We start from the raw sequence: 19,844 nt of genomic DNA on the forward strand, positions 1-19,844 counted from the left end.
CACGAGGAGGCGCCAGGTTAAACTGAAGGGACTGACCCCGGAGGAGTTCCGGAGACAGTCCCTTGCGGCGTAGTTCTTATTTAAGCCGTCCAGGTTTTGGGGTGCAGTTCAAATTAGCTGCCCCGGCCTGGGCGTGGGGGAGGGTCTGCTCCGCTATAATCGCCTAGGACATTAAATGGAAACGGGACGGGAGCCATACATGCGCCAGGGTTTCGACAACGCGAAGTATATCGAGCTGCAGGCTGCTCACATTAAGGAGCGCATCTCGCAGTTTGGCGGCAAGCTGTATTTGGAGTTTGGCGGCAAGCTGTTCGATGACTATCATGCGAGCCGCGTGCTGCCGGGTTTTGAACCGGACAGCAAGTTCCGCATGCTCAAGAGCATTGCCGACGACGTCGAGGTCATCATCGCAATCAATGCGAACCATATCGAGAAGAACAAAGCCCGTGGCGACTTGGGCATTACCTATGACGAGGACGTCCTGCGTCTGGTCGATCTGTTCCGCGGGAACGGATTTGCCGTTGCCGCCGTGGTCATCACGCAGTATGCCGGTCAGCCCGCTGCCGACGTCTTCCGCAATCGTCTAAACGCGCTCGGCATTCCCGCCAAGCTGCACTATCCCATCGAGGGCTATCCGCACGATGTCGACCTGATCGTTTCTGATGAAGGCTACGGCAAGAACGAGTTTGTCGAGACCACGCGTCCGCTCGTTGTCGTGACGGCGCCCGGCCCTGGCTCGGGTAAGCTCGCCACCTGCCTGTCGCAGCTGTATCACGAGCACAAGCATGGCACCGCTGCCGGCTATGCCAAGTTTGAGACCTTCCCGGTCTGGAATCTCCCCCTCACGCATCCGGTGAACATTGCCTATGAGGCTGCCACGGCAGACCTCGATGACGCCAACATCATCGACTCGTTCCACCTTGAGGCATATAACAAGACCACGGTCAACTACAACCGAGACGTTGAGGCGTTCCCGGTTGTTCGCGCCCTCATGGAAAAGATCTTGGGCGAGAGCCCCTATCAGAGCCCCACGGACATGGGCGTCAATATGGTCGGTTTTGCCATTACCGATGACGATGCATGCCGAGATGCCTCCAAGATGGAGATCGTGCGCCGCTATTTTGCCGCGGTTGAAAGCGTGCGCCGTACTGGCGTGGGCGATGAGCAGGTCGACCGTCTCAAACTCATTATGAAAAAAGCCGGCATCGACAAGAACTATTCGCCGGCACGCTCGGCTGCTCTCACCAGGGAGCAACTGACGGGCGGTCCCGTGGGTGCCATGGTGATGCCGGACGGTTCGGTAGTGACCGGAAAGACCTCAACGCGTCTGGGTGCCGCGAGCTCGCTCATCATGAACGCGCTTAAGCATGTTTCGGGCGTCGATCTTGAGCTCGAGGTCATCAGCGATGAGGCGATTGAGCCTATCAGCAAGCTCAAGACGCATTTCCTTGGCAGCAAAAACCCGCGTCTCCACACCGACGAGACGCTCATGGCGCTCTCTATCACCTCGGCCACGAGCGAGACGGCTACTCGTGTTCTTTCGGGTCTTGAGCAGCTGCGCGGCTGCGACGCCTTCTTTAGCGTGATTATCTCGCCTACGGACGAGACGGTGCTGCGCAAGCTGGGCATTAACGTGTGCTGTGAGCCCAAGTTTGAGCGCCGCGGCTTCTTCCATCGCTAAGATTGAGATGAGACGCCGCATCGGAGTGCGCACCCGATGCGGCGCTTAGGGGGTTTTAGGGCTATATTTGCCGAAATTTAGGCCGTTTACCTGCCCAAAAGCGATTTGCGCGGTATACAATTACCTCAGTGGATACATCCTTTGCGGGGCTACCCATGATGGATGTTGCCGGCCATCGAGGGATGCGCCGGTCATGCGCGGTGCTTTTGATGCTCGTGCTCGGTTTGAGGAGGCTGCCATGGCGGGCAAGGGTCGTGCGAGTGTCAACGATATGAAGCGTGTCGAGGTGCTGGTGCTGATGGAGATCGCTCGGCAATCTAAGGGAAACGGTGTGCCGTACGGTTTCTCGCGCAAGACACTCTCCGAGTGCGTAGGGGTTTCGCCGTATCGTGCCCGCGCTGCAATCGACCGTTTGGATTCTGATGGCCTTATCGAGGTCGTTTCTCGTTATAACGATGATGGCGGCCAGCTTGCAAACGGCATATGCCTGACCGGGCGAGGCGAGTGGTACCTTAAGGGTGTTCGTGCCGGCATGCTTGTTCAAGATATGTTGAAGGATGAGACTGCCGATCGGTAACAACACGGTAGTTTCGACGAGCCTGCACCGCCCAAGGCTACTTGGGCGGTGTTTTGTTTCGAGATGGAGAAATGCGGGCATGCGGGTGAAAAATAGCGAGCGGCTTGCTTTTCGAGTATTACAATGAAGACCCGTAAGATGTGAATGGAAAACTTCTACGGGAAGCGCAGGTAATTCAATATGACCAAGCATGTGTTTGTAACCGGCGGCGTAGTTTCGTCCTTGGGTAAGGGCATCACCGCGGCCTCGTTGGGCCGTCTGCTCAAGTCACGCGGCTACAAGGTGACGATGCAGAAGGCCGACCCGTATCTGAACGTCGACCCCGGCACCATGAGCCCGTTTCAGCATGGTGAGGTCTTCGTGACCGAGGATGGCTACGAGTCCGACCTGGACCTGGGCCATTATGAGCGCTTTATTGACGAGAATCTTACCCGTGATTCCAACTTTACGACCGGCGCTATTTACAAGAGCCTGATTGCCCGCGAGCGTCGCGGTGACTTTTTAGGCGGCACCGTTCAGGTGATTCCGCACGTCACCAACGCCATTAAGGATAAGTTCCGCCGCATCGAGGAGCAGACCGGTTCCGACGTGGTCATCACCGAGCTGGGCGGCACGATTGGCGATATCGAGTCGCAGCCGTTCGTGGAGGCCATCCGCCAGTACCGTAAAGAGGCCGGCCCCGAGAACGTCTGCTACATCCACGTGTCGCTCGTTCCCTATATCGCCGCCGCGCATGAGGTCAAGACCAAGCCCACGCAGCATTCGGTCAAGGAGCTTCGCAGCTTTGGCATTCAGCCCGACATCATTGTGCTGCGTTCTGATCACCATATCGACGATGCCATCCGTGGCAAGATCGCAAGCTTCTGCGACGTCGATACCGACTGCGTCTTTACCAACGAAGATTGCGCGAGTATTTACGACGTGCCGCAGCTGCTCGCCGAGCAGGACTTTGACCTGCGCATTTGCGAGCGCCTGGGCTTGGACCCGCGCGAGCGCGACATGAGCGAGTGGAACGAGTTCCTGCGCAAACAGAATCATGCCAACCACCATGCCGACAAGGTCAAGATCGCCGTTGTGGGCAAGTACACCCAGCTCCCCGATGCCTACCTGTCGGTCATCGAGGCCCTGCATCATGCAGGCGTTTTCTATGATCGTCATGTGGACGTGCAGCTGGTCGACGGCGAGAGCCTCGACGAGCAGAACGTCTCCGAGGTGCTGGGCGACGCATCGGGCATTTTGGTGCCCGGCGGCTTTGGCAAGCGTGCCCTGGAGGGCAAGATTCTTGCTGCCGAGTTTGCTCGCGAGCATAAGATTCCGTATCTGGGCATTTGTCTGGGCATGCAGGTCGCCGTGTGCGAGTTTGCCCGCAACGTGGTCGGCCTTGTCGGCGCTAGCTCCTCCGAGTTCGATCCGGACGGTCCGTTTAGCGTAATTGACCTGATGAGCTCGCAGGAGGACGTGACCGAGAAGGGCGGCACCATGCGCCTGGGCGCCTATCCGTGCAAGCTCGCTGCCGATACCCTTGCGCGCGAGGCCTATGGCGAGGAGCTTGTCTATGAGCGCCACCGTCATCGCTTTGAGTTCAACAATGCCTTCCGCGACCAGCTCGAGGACGCGGGTTTGGTTATCTCGGGTCTTTCGCCTGACGAGCGTCTGGTCGAGATGGTCGAGCTGCCGCGTGACGTGCATCCGTGGTATGTGGCCACCCAGGCCCACCCCGAGTTTAAGAGCCGTCCGACCAAGCCGCAGCCTCTGTTCCGCGAGTTCGTGCGCGCCTCGATTGGCCAGCACGAGGGTGTCGATCGCCTGCAGGTGACGCCCATGAACCTCGCGACGGACTAAGGGTGTCAGCGAACGAAAGACATACCGAAGATACTCCCTCGTTGCTCGATACGGTGACGGGGGAGTATCTTGATTACCTTGCGGTCGAGCGAGGCTTGGCGCGCAATACGATCGCGGCATATCGTCGTGACTTGACGACTTACTGTTCCTACCTGGAGCGGGCCGGTGTTGAGTCCTTTGAAGGCGTGAACCGTCAGATAATAGAGGGTTTTGTCGGTGATCGGCGCGACGGGGGCTACTCCGATGCCTCGGTGGAGCGTGCAGTTGCGGCCGTGAAAGGTTTGCATGCCTTTTTGGTTCGCGATGGAATCGTCGCCCAAAACCCGACGGCTGCACTGCGCCTGCCCAAAAAGGCGGAGCGCCTTCCGGAGTGTCTCTCGGTAGGGGATGTCTCGGCGCTCCTCGACCAAGATTTCCCGGAAGGGGAGATGGGTTTTCGGGACCATGCCATTTTGGAAGTGCTCTATGGATGTGGCCTGCGCGTGAGCGAGTTGGTGGGGCTCGATGTGGGCGACGTCCATTTTGACGACGGCTTTGTGCTGGTGCGCGGCAAGGGCTCGAAGGAGCGGCTTGCCCCACTCGTGGGAAGTGCCGCACGGGCTATGGCTCAATATATTGCTGATGGGCGTCGGCGCCTGGCCGCTCATGCCCGCGGGTCAAAGACGCCGGCAGTCTTTTTAAATAAGAACGGTGGTCGCCTGTCGCGTCAGAGTGTTCATGTCATATGCGAGCGATACGGGCGTCAGGTGGGACTGGTGGGACTTCATCCTCATACCTTGCGTCACTCCTTTGCGACCCATATGCTTGCGGGCGGTGCCGACCTGCGCGTGCTACAGGAGATTTTGGGACATGCCGACATTTCGACCACACAGGTCTACACGCATGTCGACCGCACGCAGCTGACCGAGGTCTACCTGGCGGCTCATCCGTTGGCGCATCGCTAGCGACTCTTTGACCTGCATATTTACAACTAATGGGGGACGGACCCCAGGTTGTCGTGACGCGGTTTTGTGCGCGTATCGGCAATCTGGGGTCCGCCCCATCTTTTGTCTTGCGCCGATGCGCCGGTGGGTCGCGCGTGACGTTGGTGGGGAAGTTTGGGGGGCGATGTGAACGGCGCGCAAAGGGACACAAAATTCGCCTCAAGGTCAACTTGAAGGTTGAGGTTGAAAGCCGGGCTGCTACAGATGGCATCCCGGCTTTGCTGTAAACACAACATATTGTGTTTTCGAACATATGAACGAGGGTGTTTTACAGGATATAGAGGGTGGAGTGGTGGGGTATTGTGGGGGAAGGTGTGGGGAAAGATGTTGAAAAATGGGGCAGTTCCCCATATTATTAATGACGTCGACAGGCGGGGTGGTTCCCCGCGTACGTGCCATCTGAGTAACCGAGGGGAGGGCGCACATGGGAATGACGGGTGCATACGAGCGCAATCTCGATGCAAAAGGTCGTCTGTCCCTGCCTGCACCCCTTCGCGAGGAGCTTGGAGAGCATGTTCGCGTGTTCAAAGCCCTGGATGTCGATGCTCTGTACGTGTTCTCTGCCGAGGCCTTCGATAAGTGGGTCGAAGGACTCTTCGCGGGTCGTGAGGGCCACGAGGGTTTTAACCCGCGTGACATCAACGACCAGAAACTCATGAGGGCGATCAACAAGCGCACCACCTCGATGGATGTGGACAGCGCCGGTCGTATCGGTCTTTCTGAGTCTCTCCGCAAGCAGGCGAACCTCGACCGCGAGGTCACGGTTGTGGGCAACTACGACCACCTCGAGGTTTGGGACCGTGCTACGGCCGATGAGGACGATGACGATGAGGCTCTGCTGGACCTCTTCTTCTCGTAAGGGCAAGGCATGAGTAACGGATGGAGCGTGGGATCTTGACACAAGAATATCGGCATGAACCTGTCATGCTCGGCGAAGTGCTTGAGTCGCTGCAGCTAAAGACCGGATCTGTCGTCTGCGATTGCACCCTTGGCGGTGCCGGTCATTCGGTAAAGATGGCCGCGCAGGTGGGGGAGACGGGTCTTTTGCTTGGCGTCGATCAGGACGACATGGCCCTCGAGGCCGCTGGTGCCCGTCTGGACCGCGAGGTCCCCGGCGTCCCGCATCAGCTGCTGAAGGGCAACTTTGGCGACTTGGACGAGCTGCTTTGCTCGGCCGAGGTGCCCGGGGTCGATGGCTTCCTGTTCGACTTGGGCGTTTCGTCACCGCAACTCGATATCCCTGGCAGGGGCTTTTCGTATAACGAAGATGCCCCATTGGACATGCGGATGGATCCGGGTAACAACACCCTAAACGCAGCTGAGGTCATCAACACCTATAACGAACACGACCTCGCCCGGATTCTACGCGTCTATGGCGAAGAGAAGTTCGCCTCGCAGATCGCACGCGAGATCGTGCGTCGACGCGAGTCCGAACCGATTGAAACCACCGGTCAGTTTGTCGAGATCATCAAGGCTGGCATTCCGGCTGCCGCTCGTCGGCATGGCGGACACCCGGCCAAGAAAAGTTTCCAGGCCATTCGCATCGAGGTCAATCATGAACTCGATGTGCTCGAGAGAGGACTTGACGCCGCCACCAGGTGGCTCAACCCGGGCGGACGCATCTGCGTCATCTCGTATCACTCGCTCGAGGACCGTATCGTAAAGAACCACTTTAAGGAGATGAGCCAGGGGTGCACGTGTCCGCCGGAGATTCCGGTGTGCGTGTGCGGCAACGTGCCGATACTCAAGGTCATCACCCGCAAACCCTTGGTTGCCCAACCCGATGAGGTTGCGCGCAACCCTCGGGCGAGATCAGCCAAAATCCGCGTGGCGGAGCGCTTGTAGCGTTACGCGCGCGATATTGGACCTCCCGCTCGCACCATAAACGAAGCTTAAACACACTACCAACGTACTCGGGATGGGAGGCGGCATATCATGGGCTACAACACCTCAAACGCAGCACTCGCCTATGATATGAACGCCATGCCCGCCTACCGCGAGGCACCGCAGGCGCCCGCTGCTCCTCGTGAGCAGCGCACACCGCGCTTTGATGTCTACACGGGCGCGGGCCGTCAGGCAAACCAGGCGGTAAGCCCGGTTTTCATGAGCGTTCTTAAAACGTTTTGCATCATTGCGGCTATCTTCATGACGATTGGCGTCGCCCGCGTGGCGCTTGCAAGCGTTACGGCCCAGGTGCTCAACAGCAACGCCGAGCTTACCAACACGCTCGAGAAGGCGACCGATGAGAGCTCTGACCTTGAGGTCATGCACTCTGTTTATGGTGCCGATACACGCATTCGCGATCTTGCGGGCGCTTATGGCATGGTGGAGCCCAGCGAGAGCGTTACACTTGATTTTTCGCAGGATGCAGCCGCGGGCGCTAGCTCGGTTGCGGCTGTCCAGTAATAAGACGGTAGCTGAGTATGACAAATGATTATCGCCGCGGTCCAGACGGGAGTCGCGGGCAGGGACGTCCCTCTTCGCAGGGACGTTCTGGTTATCAAGGATCGGGTCGGTCATCTTACAACTTGGGGTCGAATCGTGGCAACGACCCAACGTCGCGCCTTCGCGGCTCGGATGACCCTCAAGTACGCAATAGCAGATCGAATAGACGATCTTCGACCGAATGGCTTACGGGGACGCCATTGCCTCGCCGTAATGTCGTCATGGGTTGTATCGGTTTGGGCCTGGCTGCGGGCGCCATCCGCCTTACCGACTACCAGATCGTAAATGCCGATGAGTTGCGCGGGCGCGCCGATGCTCGACGCCTGCTTGCGGAGACGCTTTACGCCAAACGCGGCACGATCTACGACCGAAACGGCAACGTGCTGACGTCGTCGGTCGAGTGCAGCAATGTCGCCGTGAATCCACAGTTGATCGAGGATGTCGATAAAACGGTATCGGCCTTGGTTAAGGCGACTGGAATCGATAAGAAGACTTGCCGCAAGCTGGTTCAGTCCGATGGCACCTGGGTGTATATCAAGCGCCAGGTGGACGAGGACGATGCCGCGGCATTGAAGAAGAAAAATCTGCCCGGCGTGCTCTTTGAGCAGGCGATGAAGCGGGTGTATCCATACGGCAATCTGGCTTCGCAGGTTCTAGGCGTGGTGAGCGTTGACAACGTGGGCCTAACGGGACTTGAAAAGCAATATGACAAATTGCTGACCGGAACAAACGGCACGCTGGTACGAGAGCGTGCGAGGGACGATAGCTATATTGCGGGTGGCGCCTATAAAAAGGTTGCCGCCATCGATGGCGTTGACATCGTGACGACGCTGGATGTCAATATCCAGCGTGCAGCAGAGGACGCTCTGGCGGAGGCGGTCGAGAAGACCAAAGCCAAGAACGGTTCGGCTTTGGTGACAGACCCTACTACCGGCGAGATTCTGGCCGCCTGTTCGTATCCGACCTACGACCCGACCAATTTGGAGAACGCCAAGACCGAGGATATGAACTTGCGCTTGGTCACCGATGCGTATGAACCCGGTTCGGTCTTTAAGACGCTCGTTGCAGGTGCGGGTTTCGACTTGGGCGTCGTGCGCTCGAGTACGTCGTTTGAGGTGCCGGCGAGCATTAAGGTCGGCGACGATACCGTCACCGATGCCGATAAGCGTGACTACGCCATGACCATGGATGTGCGCGAGATGATGCGCCGCTCATCCAATGTTGGCTTTGTATTGGTCGGGCATAAGATCGGCGCGGACGATTTTGCCGCGTACGTGGACAAATGGGGCGTTGGACACAGTTCGGGCATCGATTTTCCCGGCGAGAGCCTTGGCATTGTCAAGGAGCGTGACCAGTATGACGGTGCCACGTTGGGCTCGATGAGTTTTGGCCAAGCGCTGTCTGTCTCGCCGATCGAGATTGCGCGCGCCGTGGGCGGCATTGCCAACGACGGCGTGATGATGACGCCGCACTTTTATAAATCCAGCAAAGGAGAGGAGAAGGACTGGGGTGAGGGCGAGCAGGCGATTTCTGAGGATGCCGCCGCCCAGGTGACATCGTGCATGCAGACGGTCGTTTCCGAGGGCACGGGTGTCGGGGGCGCCGTCGATGGTTACGACGTGGCGGGTAAGACCGGTACGGCCGAGCGCGCCGATGAAAAAGGCGGCTACCTCAAAGCGAGCTACATGTCGTCCTTTATGGGGTTTGCCCCGGCGCAAGCACCCAAGGTTTTGTGCTATATCACGCTCGACGGAACGCCGAGCGGTTCGGATGCCGCCGCCGTGCCGTTCCAGGTCATTATGGCTAACGCGCTCGATGTGTTGGGTATCCCACGCACCAAGTAGGGGGTTACAATCCTGAAAAGGGCTGTCGATTAATCTGGAGGGTGTTCACATGCCCTGCACCACGCATGCGCGGCGCTGGGATACAATACGCCGATAGCATTATTAGGTTTACAGGGGAGCTGCAATGATAGAGATCGCCGTCAACAACCTCGCGGCCGCAACAGGGGCCCGGACCGTGACGGGAGAAGCCGATCGGGTATGCCGTGGGTGCGTTATCGACTCGCGCCAGGTTGAGGAAGGCACGATTTTTGTTGCCTTTCCGGGTGAAAAAGTCGACGGCAACGACTTTGCTTCCCGCGCCATCGAATCGGGCGCCGGCGCTGTTGTGATGACGCGCGAGCCCAATGCCGAGCTTGTATCGCTGGCTCAGCGTAAGGGCTGCGCCATCCTACACACCGATGATCCCGAGGAATTTTTGCTGCGCCTGGCACATGCCTATCGCACGCAGCTTGGCTGCCTCGTGGTTGGCATTACCGGCTCTATCGGTAAGACGACGACCAAGGATGTCCTTGCGGCAGTGCTTGCCAAGCGCTATCGCGTTTGGGCCACCAAGGGTAATTTCAACAATCTGATCGGTATGCCGCTCACGGTTTTGGCCGCTCCTGCCGACACCGAGGTGCTGGTTCTCGAGATGGGTATGAACCATTTTCACGAGATCGAGCGCCTTTCTCGGTCCGCCAATCCCAACCTTGCCATCGTGACCAAGATCGGCACCTCTCATATTGGAATCCTGGGAAGTCGCGAGAATATCGCCCGCGCTAAGTCCGAGATTGTTGGGGGGATGTGTGCCGCTGACGACCTTCTCCCGTTGCTGGTTTTGGGCGGCGAAGACGACTTCACCCCGTTCATTCGTGAGACGTTTGCCGAGCCCGCGGGTATCGACGTGATGCTGGCGGGTGTTTCGGATGTTGATGAGGTTTGCGCCCGCGGCATTCACATTGATGACGAGGGCCGCCCGGTCTTTACGCTTGACTTTGGTATGGGTGAGTCCGTTGACACCATGCTCGCCATTCCCGGCGTCCAGTCCGTTCCCAATGCCGTTAAGGCCGCCGCAGTTGCCTATCGTTTGGGTGTGACCCCCGAGCAGATCGATGCTGCCTTTAGGGGTATCGCGATTACCGGTCATCGTCAGGAGATCAAACACGCCAAGGGCGGTGCCCGCATTATCGACGACTCGTATAACGCCAGCGCCGAATCCATGGCTGCTGGCCTTGACCTGCTGTGCTCGCTTTCGTGTTCTGGCTCCCGAATGGCGATTCTGGGCGAGATGGGCGAAATGGGCGACGAGGCCCCCCGCATGCATGAGCTGGTGGGCGCCTATGCCGCGGCTAAGAAGCTCGATATGCTGGCGTGCGTGGGCGGTGAGCTGGCCGCTCGTATGGCCGAAGCCGCGCGCATGATGGGCATGGACGAGGACCGCATCCAGGTGTTCTCCGATTATCAGCAGGTGCTCGACCGTATGGCCGGCGCACTTGAGAAACATGACGTTGTGCTGGTCAAGGGCTCTCGCTTTGTCGAGCTCGACCGCTTTGTGGAAGGTGTGTGCTAGCCCATGTTCGGGAACCCCGCGTATCCTACATACCAGGCCTTTTTGGGACTTGGCATCGCCGCCGCCATTGCGCTGCTGCTCATGCCGTGGTGGATCAAGCTTCTTAAGGTCGAGGGTATCGGCCAGCAGGTCCGCGCCGATGGACCCAAACGCCACCTGATTAAGCAGGGCACGCCCACCATGGGCGGCGTTGTCATTCTCGTAGCCGTTTCGCTGACGTGCCTTTTGATGGGCAAGCTCACCACCGAGCTTGTGCTCGTGCTGCTTGCCACGCTTGCAACCGGCGTTCTGGGCCTTATCGACGATTTGACCTCTGTCACGCACGGTCGTTCGCTCGGCCTGACGCCCCACGCCAAGATGATCGGTCTCACCATCATCTGCGTTACGTTTACCGTGCTTGCCGTCAGCTGGTGCGGCGTTGCCCCCGAGATTCGTTTTCCCGGCGGTCTGACGATTGACCTCGGTATCTTCTCGACCACCATTGGTGGCCTTACCTTTCCGTGGCTCTATATCGTCTTTTGCTGGCTGATGATCGCCGGTCTTTCTAATGCCGTGAACCTGACCGATGGCCTGGACGGCCTTGCCGGTGGCACCTCCATGATTGCCATGCTTGCCATGGCTGCCATGGCGTTTTTGCACGGTGACGTAAACCTGTCTATCTTCTGTACCGCATGTGCTGGTGCTTGCCTGGGCTTCCTTTGGTTCAACTGCTATCCGGCGAGCATCTTTATGGGTGATACCGGCTCTCTTGCCTTGGGTGCGGCCTTTGCCTGCACGTCCATTATGACCAACACCGAGGTCGTCTCGCTCATCATCGGCGGCCTGTTTATCGTCGAGACCCTGTCGGTCATGATTCAGGTCGTCTACTTCCACTTTACGCATAAGCGCGTCTTCCTTATGGCGCCCATTCATCATCATTTCGAGAAGAAGGGATGGGCCGAGACTAAGGTCGTCATCCGTTTTTGGATTGTCGCTGCCGCTTTTGGCGCTCTGGGCCTTGCCCTGTTTTTCCAGTTGGGATAGTGGTCTTTCATGCCTCTTGCAGATTCCTTTAGCCTGCTCGTCTTGGGCCAGGGTAAGTCCGGTCTTGATGTCGCTCGCTGGGCGCTTGCGCACCCCGAGCGCGTGAGTACCGTTACCGTGTACGGTGGCGGCACGTCCGAGCCCAATGATGCCACGCGCTCGCTCGAGGCGCGCGGGGTATCGTTTGTCTACGGAACCGAGCAGGTCGAGGGCGCGTTTGATGTATGTGTGACGTGTCCGGGCATCTCGGAGTTCTCGTCATTCTTTAAGGCTGGCCGCGATCACGCTGTCCAGATCATGGGTGAGCCCGAGTTTGCCTACCGCCTGTCTCCCCAAAATTGGATCGCCATTACGGGCACCAACGGCAAGACAACCACCACGTCGCTGACCGACTACCTGCTTAAGGCAGCGGGCGAGGCGAGCGTTGCTGTCGGTAATATCGGTGAGCCTCCGGTGAACGAAATCGACGACCGCGCGCATAACGAGTGGTTTGTAGCTGAGCTTTCGAGCTATCAGATCGCAACGACGACCGAGCTTCACCCCCGTGTGGCGGTGCTGCTCAACATTACCCCCGACCATCTGGGCTGGCACAAGAGCCATAAGAACTATGCGCTCGCCAAGATTAAGCTCTTCGAGAATATGGTCGATGATGACCTTGTGGTTATCGACGTCGAGGATGCCGGTATCCATGAATTCGATGAGTATGTCTACACGCCGGGTCGTCGCATCTGCAAGGTCGCCTTTGACGAGCCTGCGGGCGAGGACGCCGCATTTGTGCGCGATGGCAAGATGGTCATTCGCCTGAAGGGCGTCGAGACCCCGCTCATCGCCACGTCCGAGCTCAAAATCTCCGGACATCACAATGTCATCAATGCCCTGTGCGCTGCCACGGCTGCCCTGGCCGTCGGTGCCGATGTCGACGGTGTGTGTCGCGGCCTGGCCTCATTCCAGCCGCTGGAGCACCGCGTTGAGCCCTGTGGCGAGATCGATGGCGTGCGCTACGTCAACGATTCCAAGGCAACGAACACCGATGCGGTCGAAAAGGCCCTGACGGCGTTTCCCGACGACGACGTGATCTTGCTGCTCGGTGGTCACGATAAGGGCACGCCACTCGAGTCCTTCGCCCGCGTTGTCATGGACAACGTGCGATCGGTCGTCTGTTTTGGCGATGCGCGAGAGCGCTTTACCGCCGCTATGGACGAGGCCGATGTCGATGGTGACGTTGATATCGCTCAGGCTGACGACCTGCGCGACGCCGTCGACGTTGCCCGTTCGCTGTCGAGCCGAGGCGATGTGATCCTGCTTTCTCCCGCCTGTTCTTCGTTCGATGAGTTCTCGGGCTACGAGGAGCGCGGCCGCGTGTTTAAGGACTACGTGGCCCAGCTTGCCGCCGCAGCGAAATCGCAAATGGAATAGGGGCCGCCGGTGAGAGAGGAGAGCCCCCGACAAGATATGAGGAGGCCCGACTCGGACCGTGCTTCCTCGCAGCGCAGTACGCCGCGTTCCGGTCGCGGCGGGCAGACGCTCAGCGAACGCTATATTGCCGGCGTCCCCGCCCGCATCATGCGCCCTCGTTTGATATTCATGGCGTGCCTGTTTACTTTAGTGTGCTTTGGTCTGCTGATGGTGTACTCGGCGTCATCGGTCGAGGCATTGCACGAGAACGGCTCGGCGACGTATTTCCTGGTTCGACAGGCTACCTTTGCCGGGGTTGGCGTGCTTGCCATGGTTGCGATCGTTCGCGTCTTGCCGGACAGCTGGTTTGGGGAAAATGTACTTAGGATCTTCCTTATCGGCATGATTCTCTTGCTGTTTGCGGTATTTCTTGTCGGCAGTGGCAGCCGTGGCGCCACGCGCTGGCTCAACATCGCCGGTATTCAGTTCCAGCCGTCTGAGTTTTTAAAGCCGTTTGCCATCGCGTATTCGGCCATCATACTCGACCGTTTCTTTTCGCCCGGTGGCAACATCAACGAGTTCCTTCGTAAGATGGTCGTCTACTTGGGCATTTCGCTCTTTTTGATCTTTATCCAGCCCGATTATGGCACCGTCTTGATCATCTCGCTGACCCTCATGTGTATGGCGTTATTTGCGGGCCTAGACCCCAAGTTTATCATCGGCGTGATCATTCTCGTCATTGTCGTGAGTGTGTTTGCGCTTGTTGCAGAGCCGTACCGCATGGTGCGTGTTCAGGTTGCCCTGAACCCTTGGGCCGACGAGTATGGCGATGGCTATCAGGCAACGCTTGCCATCATGGCGTTTGCTTCGGGCGGCTTGTTCGGCCGCGGCATCGGTAACTCCACCATGAAGTATTCGTATCTGCCCGAGGCACACAACGACTATATTCTGGCCATTATCGGCGAGGAGGTCGGTTTTGTCGGGACCGCGCTGCTCTTCCTGGTCTTTGCGATGCTGATTTACTCAGCGTTTCGCATTGCCGAGCAGGCTGCGGACCGTCGCGGAGCGCTCATGGCATCGGGTTCCGCAGTCATTCTCGCGGTACAGTTTTTGATCAATGCGCTGGGCATCCTCAACGTGTTTCCCATGACGGGCAAACCGCTGCCGTTTATCAGCTACGGCGGTTCGTCGATTATCGTATCGCTTATGCTTGCGGGGCTGATCTTGCGCGTCTCGCACGAGAGCGCCCGTCGTGATGAGTACGACCGTCGCCGCGAGAGCTTTGCCGTTATGGACGAGAGCACCGCCGGCGTGCCCCATGTGCGCGGCGATCGCCCTTCGCGCAACGGTTTTACCGTCTTGGATGGCTCTGCGTCCGAGCCGGCGGCTCGTCCGCGCCCGCGAACGGCTCCGCAGGGGCGTCCCCAACGCCCGAACCCCCGAAGCTCGGGCGGCGGATATAATCGAATCAATTTGAATTCGGACCCGTCGGCGCGTCTGCGCACCGACGATCAGGGACCGCGCGTACGAAGGGATTATCATGACCGATAGGATGACCGTTGCTATCGCAGCCGGCGGCACGGCGGGACATATCAACCCTGCGCTTGCCTTGGCTGAGGAGTTGCGCGACCGCGGACATCATGTTGTGTTCGTGGGCCAGTCGCACAAGCTCGAGGGCCGTTTGGTTCCCGAGGCCGGGTTCGATTTTGTACCTATCACGGTCACGGGCTTCGACCGCTCCCGTCCTTGGACCGCGCTGAGCTCGCTGTGGCGCGTCAATAAGGCCAAGCGCTCGCTCGCCAGCCATTTCTCAAAGGTTGGCAAGCCCGATGCTGCTATCGGTTTTGGTGCCTACGTCGAGGTCCCGCTGCTGGGCTGGTGCAAGGATGCGGGCGTTCCGTATCTGCTGCACGAGCAGAACTCTGTTCCGGGCCTGGCCAATAAGATGATGAGCTCCCATGCTGCCCGCGTGTGTATCTCGGTGCCGGCTGCGCGCTCTGTCTTTGAGCGCGGGGGCGACCCCGAGCATGTGCTCATGACCGGTAATCCGGTGCGCCGCTCGGTCATTGAGGGCGATCGCGCCCGCGGCCGCGAGGCACTTGGCGTGCCCGAGGACGCTGTGCTGCTGCTCGTCTTTGGCGGTTCGCTCGGTGCCCAGCATCTCAACGAGCGCGTAGCCTCGCTCAAGAGTGAGCTGCTGACCCGCGAGAATCTCTACATTTTGCATTCGACGGGAGCCGACGGCTTTGAGGACACCGAGCGTGCTTTGGCGCTGACGTCCGATGAGATGAAGCGCTATCGCGTCCAGCCCTACATTGACAACATGGGCGACATGCTAGCTGCAGCTGACCTGGTGCTCTCGCGCTCCGGCGCCTCGAGCGTGGCCGAGATTGCCGCCCTCGCCGTGCCTTCGGTACTCGTGCCGTATCCGCATGCCACGGCCGACCACCAGACGACCAATGCGCGTTATCTGGTCGATGCCGGTGCCGGCGTGCTTTGTGCCGATGCCGATATCGATGCTCCGGCGTTTGCCGAGGAGCTGCTGCATCTGGTCGATGACGCCGCAGCGCGCGATGCCATGCGTCAGGCGGCGCGCGGGTTGGCTCAGGACCGCGCCGCCGCACTTTTGGCCGATGCGGTAGAGGGTTTGCGTTAGTTGGACGGGATATCGAGCTTGCGCTCGCGCGGATGAGGTAGGTGCGGTACAGTTAACGGGTTACAGGCAGTGTTTACGCAAGGAGTACACGAGCACATGGCTGATTCCCAGACTGCAACCTCCGCGCCCGAGTTCAAGAGCGCCCACTTTATCGGTATCGGTGGCGCCGGCATGAGCGGCATTGCTCTCGTTTTGCACGAGCGCGGCTATGCCGTTACCGGTTCCGACCTTAAGACCTCGCGCTACATTCGTCAGCTTACCCGTGCTGGCGTGAAGGTTCATGTGGGCCACGAGGCCGCCACGATCGATGAGGTCAAGCCTGACGTGGTCGTGGTCTCTACCGCTATTCCCGAGTCCAACCCCGAGCTTGTGCGTGCTCGCGAGCTCGGTATTCCTGTGTGGCCCCGTGCCAAGATGCTCTCGGCTCTGGGCCACGGCTACACCACCATCGCTGTTGCCGGTACGCACGGCAAGACCACGACGTCCTCGATGTGTGCCACCATGCTCGACCGCATGGGTCTGGATCCCAGCTTTTTGATCGGCGGTATCGTCGAGGGTTACGATACCAACGGAAAGAACGGCTCGGGTGACTACTTTGTCGCCGAGGCCGATGAGTCCGACAGCTCGTTCCTGTTCCTGAACCCCAACGTGGTCATCGTGACCAACGTCGAGGCCGACCATCTCGACCACTACTCGGGCATCGAGGAGATCGAGGCCACCTTTGCCAAGTTTATGGGCCTGGTTGGAGAGAGCGGTACCGTCATCGTTTGCGGTGAGGACCCGCATCTGGTCGAACTCGCCAAGTCGACGGGCCGCCACGTGCTTTCCTATGGCTTTGCCGAAACCAACGACGTCGTCTGCGTGCATCCGGATGTCAAGGGCATTCAGAGCGACTTTATCGTTCGCTTTGAGGATGGGACCGAGCATGCTGTCGAGATCAAGAGCAACCCCGGTCGCCACAACATGCTCAACGCAACGGCAGTGCTAACCGTTGCCCATGTCCTGGGTCTCGACGTCGACGCCGCAGCCGAGGCGCTTTCGAGCTTTGAGGGCGTCCGCCGCCGCTTTACCCATGTGGGCGATATTGACGGCATCACCGTGGTCGATGACTACGGCCATCATCCCACCGAGATCAAGGCGACGCTTGCCGCCGCCTCGTCGCTGGGCTATAAGCATGTTGACGTCGTGTTCCAGCCGCACCGCTATTCGCGTTTGCAGGCGCTGTGCGATGATTTTGCCGATGCCTTCGCCAATGCCGATAAGCTGCTGCTCATCGATGTGTTCTCTGCCGGCGAGATGCCGATTCCGGGCGTTACCTCCAAGATGCTCGCTGATACTGTGCGCGCCAAGCACCCTGGCAAGGAGGTCGTGTACTGCTCCAGCCGTCTCGAGCTCAATCGTGAGCTCGAGAAGATGGTAGGTGAGGGCGATCTGCTGCTTACTATGGGCGCCGGCGACGTTACGACCGTTGGCCCTGAGTTCATCGAGTATCTGACTGCCAAGAAAGACGCTTAGCCCCTATGGGTCTGTTTAACGCCGTCATGGCGCTTTCGGGCATGATTGACACGGATGTAGTCGAGGATGAACGCCTTGCGCGTCATACGAGTTATCGTATCGGCGGCAAGGCCGACCTCTTCGTGACGTGCCATAGCTATCATGCCCTTCGTCGTGCCGTGGCAGTACTCGACCGTGAGCAGGTGCCGTGGGTCATTATCGGCAAGGGATCTAATCTGCTCGTTGCCGATGCGGGCTATCGCGGCGCCGTCATTTCGCTGGGGCGTGAGTTTCAGCGCACCGTTGTTGCCGAGGACGGTTGCACGCTGACCGTTGGCGCGGGCGTTATGTTCGCACGTTTGGTCAACGATGCCCTGTCGCGCGGGCTTTCGGGCCTTGAGTTTGCGGTTGGCATCCCCGGCTCGGTCGGCGGCGCCGTATCTATGAACGCCGGTACGCGTACCGAGTGGATAGGTTCGCTTGTCGAGGATGTGGTCACGTTTGACCCGGCATCCGGCATTAAGCATTATGCGGGGTCCGAGATTGCCTGGGGCTACCGTGAGTGCAGCCTGCCGCGCAACGAGATTATTCTCGAGTGCGTGCTTAAGCTCAAGCCTGCGCCTAAGGCCGACATTCGCGAGCGTATGGAGCGGTACCTGACGAGGCGCAAACGCACGCAGCCCATGGGTCGCGCTTCTTGCGGGTCGGTCTTTCGCAATCCACCCGACGCGAGCGTTGGCAAGCTGATTGAGGATTGTGGATTAAAGGGTTTTTCGGTTGGCGGTGCGGAAGTTTCGCCCGTACACGCTAATTTTATCGTTAATAACGGTACCGCCTCGGCCGATGACGTGGCCGCGGTTATCAGGCATGTGCACGGAAAGGTAAGGGAGGCGTATGGCATCGAGCTCAGACCGGAAGTCAAATTCCTCGGCTTCTAGAGCATCGAAACCTACCTTCCGCCGCGCCGGAGGGCGTTCCGGCGCACCCGTCCAGCCTCAACGCAAGCCCCCTGTGTCCCCCAAGCCCGCTGGATCCGTACGGTCCGCCAAACGTCCGGTCGTCGGCTCGCAACTTGGTGGACGCCCTGCCGCAAAAAAGACGGTTCACCCGGCTCCGCGCCCCTCGGTGACGTCTAAGTCGGCGATGGGTGCCAAGCCCTCTCGCCCCATAGTGACGCCCAAGCCCTCGCTGGGGGCTAAAGCGACGCATCCCGGTCGTACGTTGGGCGCTGCCAAGCCGCGCTCGTTGACGTCGGTGCCCGCCACTAAGGCACCTGCGACCAATAAGGGTATCAATCCGCTGTCGTCGCTTGGCGCCATGGCGAGTAAGACGTCCGAGGCCGCCTCTGCCGTTAAGGGCAAGGGCAAAATCGTGGGCGGTATCTTGGCGGCTGTGGCCGTGCTTGCCGTCGTTGCCATCGTCGTTATCAATTCCGGCCTGTTTGCCGCTACCGATATTCAGATCGAGGGCAGCGAGCATGTGACCAAGCACGATGCCATGCAGCTGATCAGTCTGCCCGAGAACACATCGCTCTTCAACGTAAATCCCGACCAGATTACCGAAGATCTCAAGCAGAACCCGTGGGTTTCGGGCGTGGACGTTCAACGGCAGTTTCCCCACACGCTCGTCATTACGCCGACGGAGCGCAAGGTCACCGCGATCGCTTATATAAGTTCCGACGATCTTGCCTGGGCCATCGGAGACGATGACACCTGGATCGCACCGCTTTCGACCTCTGTGGAGGTGGACGACCAGGGAAATGTCGTCACTTCGGGTGAGGGCGCCAACACGTTGAGCGGTATCGATGCTGCGTTGGCGCTGGCCAAGCACTACGGGGCCGTGCTGCTTACCGATGTCTCGGCTGATGTCGAGCCGGTCTCGGGGCGGGCTGTTTCTTCCAAGGCCGTTAAAGCGGGCCTGGATTACGTGCGTGGTTTTTCCGGCGAATTCTTGGCGCAGATCAAGGATATTTCTATACCTTCGGTCGAGGCCATCTCGGCGAATCTTGATAATGGCGTTGAGGTCTCGCTGGGCGATTCTGATGATATCGCCAAGAAGGAACGCGTCGTGACCAAGCTTCTGTCGCAGGTAGAGGGCGTAACCTACATTAACGTTCGGTCTCCCGGCAACTATACGTTTAGAAACGCACCGACCGCTTAGCGTCGGTGCGTGGCTTTGTTGAGGGGCCATACCACGCCGTTTATCTGGTTTGTTTGGTTTTCACGGTCAATTATTTGACTGATACGTTCATAATGTGCAAACATAATACGGTTTACCTTTGCATTTACTTTCAACCTGAAGGTTAATGTGCGCAGGGGTCAACCCATGCTATGGCTATAACCTTTGTTCGGAGGA

General features: G+C 59.0%; 17 protein-coding genes. All 17 read left to right on the forward strand.

Annotated elements, in window-relative coordinates:
• Positions 1-73: IS3 family transposase (locus ACTQ48_RS06165; protein WP_441015707.1), on the forward strand; the 73-nt coding region annotated here is incomplete at its 5' end.
• Positions 74-199: 126 nt separating this feature from the next.
• Positions 200-1,681, forward strand: coding sequence for a DUF1846 domain-containing protein (locus tag ACTQ48_RS06170; protein ID WP_154515227.1), 1,482 nt, complete (start codon positions 200-202; stop codon positions 1,679-1,681).
• 193 nt (positions 1,682-1,874) lie between these two features.
• A complete protein-coding gene (locus ACTQ48_RS06175; protein WP_154515229.1) occupies positions 1,875-2,258 on the forward strand; it encodes a hypothetical protein in 384 nt (127 codons plus the stop codon).
• 180 nt (positions 2,259-2,438) lie between these two features.
• A complete protein-coding gene (locus ACTQ48_RS06180; RefSeq protein ID WP_441570387.1) occupies positions 2,439-4,100 on the forward strand; it encodes a CTP synthase in 1,662 nt (553 codons plus the stop codon).
• Positions 4,101-4,102: 2 nt separating this feature from the next.
• Positions 4,103-5,044 carry a site-specific tyrosine recombinase gene (locus ACTQ48_RS06185; protein WP_441570388.1) on the forward strand — a complete coding sequence of 314 codons (942 nt, stop codon included), beginning with the start codon at positions 4,103-4,105 and terminating at the stop codon, positions 5,042-5,044.
• A 463-nt stretch (positions 5,045-5,507) separates the two neighbouring features.
• A complete protein-coding gene (locus ACTQ48_RS06190; RefSeq protein ID WP_035137949.1) occupies positions 5,508-5,942 on the forward strand; it encodes a division/cell wall cluster transcriptional repressor MraZ in 435 nt (144 codons plus the stop codon).
• A gap of 20 nt (positions 5,943-5,962) precedes the next feature.
• A complete protein-coding gene (rsmH, locus tag ACTQ48_RS06195) occupies positions 5,963-6,928 on the forward strand; it encodes a 16S rRNA (cytosine(1402)-N(4))-methyltransferase RsmH (RefSeq protein ID WP_441570389.1) in 966 nt (321 codons plus the stop codon).
• A 90-nt stretch (positions 6,929-7,018) separates the two neighbouring features.
• Entirely contained in the window at positions 7,019-7,489 is a 471-nt protein-coding gene (locus ACTQ48_RS06200) for a hypothetical protein (protein WP_427747787.1), read from the forward strand.
• A gap of 239 nt (positions 7,490-7,728) precedes the next feature.
• Positions 7,729-9,372 (forward strand): peptidoglycan D,D-transpeptidase FtsI family protein, encoded by a 1,644-nt coding sequence (locus ACTQ48_RS06205; RefSeq protein WP_441570390.1) that lies wholly within the window; start codon positions 7,729-7,731, stop codon positions 9,370-9,372.
• 124 nt (positions 9,373-9,496) lie between these two features.
• The gene (locus ACTQ48_RS06210) at positions 9,497-10,921 is read left to right on the forward strand and encodes a UDP-N-acetylmuramoyl-tripeptide--D-alanyl-D-alanine ligase (RefSeq protein WP_441570391.1); all 1,425 of its coding nucleotides are present in this window, start codon (positions 9,497-9,499) and stop codon (positions 10,919-10,921) included.
• 3 nt (positions 10,922-10,924) lie between these two features.
• Positions 10,925-11,944 (forward strand): phospho-N-acetylmuramoyl-pentapeptide-transferase, encoded by a 1,020-nt coding sequence (mraY, locus tag ACTQ48_RS06215; RefSeq protein ID WP_154515238.1) that lies wholly within the window; start codon positions 10,925-10,927, stop codon positions 11,942-11,944.
• Between the two features lie 9 nt (positions 11,945-11,953).
• Positions 11,954-13,360 (forward strand): UDP-N-acetylmuramoyl-L-alanine--D-glutamate ligase, encoded by a 1,407-nt coding sequence (gene murD / locus ACTQ48_RS06220; protein ID WP_441536845.1) that lies wholly within the window; start codon positions 11,954-11,956, stop codon positions 13,358-13,360.
• 9 nt (positions 13,361-13,369) lie between these two features.
• Positions 13,370-14,890: a putative lipid II flippase FtsW gene (gene ftsW / locus ACTQ48_RS06225; RefSeq protein ID WP_441570392.1), complete on the forward strand. Its 1,521-nt coding sequence runs from the start codon at positions 13,370-13,372 to the stop codon at positions 14,888-14,890.
• Positions 14,880-15,995 (forward strand): undecaprenyldiphospho-muramoylpentapeptide beta-N-acetylglucosaminyltransferase, encoded by a 1,116-nt coding sequence (gene murG, locus ACTQ48_RS06230; protein ID WP_441570393.1) that lies wholly within the window; start codon positions 14,880-14,882, stop codon positions 15,993-15,995. The genes ftsW and murG overlap by 11 nt, the downstream gene beginning before the upstream one ends.
• A 96-nt stretch (positions 15,996-16,091) precedes the next feature.
• Entirely contained in the window at positions 16,092-17,510 is a 1,419-nt protein-coding gene (gene murC, locus ACTQ48_RS06235; protein ID WP_154515246.1) for a UDP-N-acetylmuramate--L-alanine ligase, read from the forward strand.
• A 5-nt stretch (positions 17,511-17,515) separates the two neighbouring features.
• A complete protein-coding gene (gene murB / locus ACTQ48_RS06240; protein ID WP_154515248.1) occupies positions 17,516-18,427 on the forward strand; it encodes a UDP-N-acetylmuramate dehydrogenase in 912 nt (303 codons plus the stop codon).
• 205 nt (positions 18,428-18,632) lie between these two features.
• Positions 18,633-19,649 (forward strand): cell division protein FtsQ/DivIB, encoded by a 1,017-nt coding sequence (locus ACTQ48_RS06245; protein WP_427719196.1) that lies wholly within the window; start codon positions 18,633-18,635, stop codon positions 19,647-19,649.
• The last annotated feature ends 195 nt before the right edge of the window (positions 19,650-19,844 follow it).

This window comes from Collinsella sp. Sow4_E3 (assembly GCF_052116285.1).
In the GTDB taxonomy this organism is placed as follows: Bacteria; Actinomycetota; Coriobacteriia; order Coriobacteriales; family Coriobacteriaceae; genus Collinsella.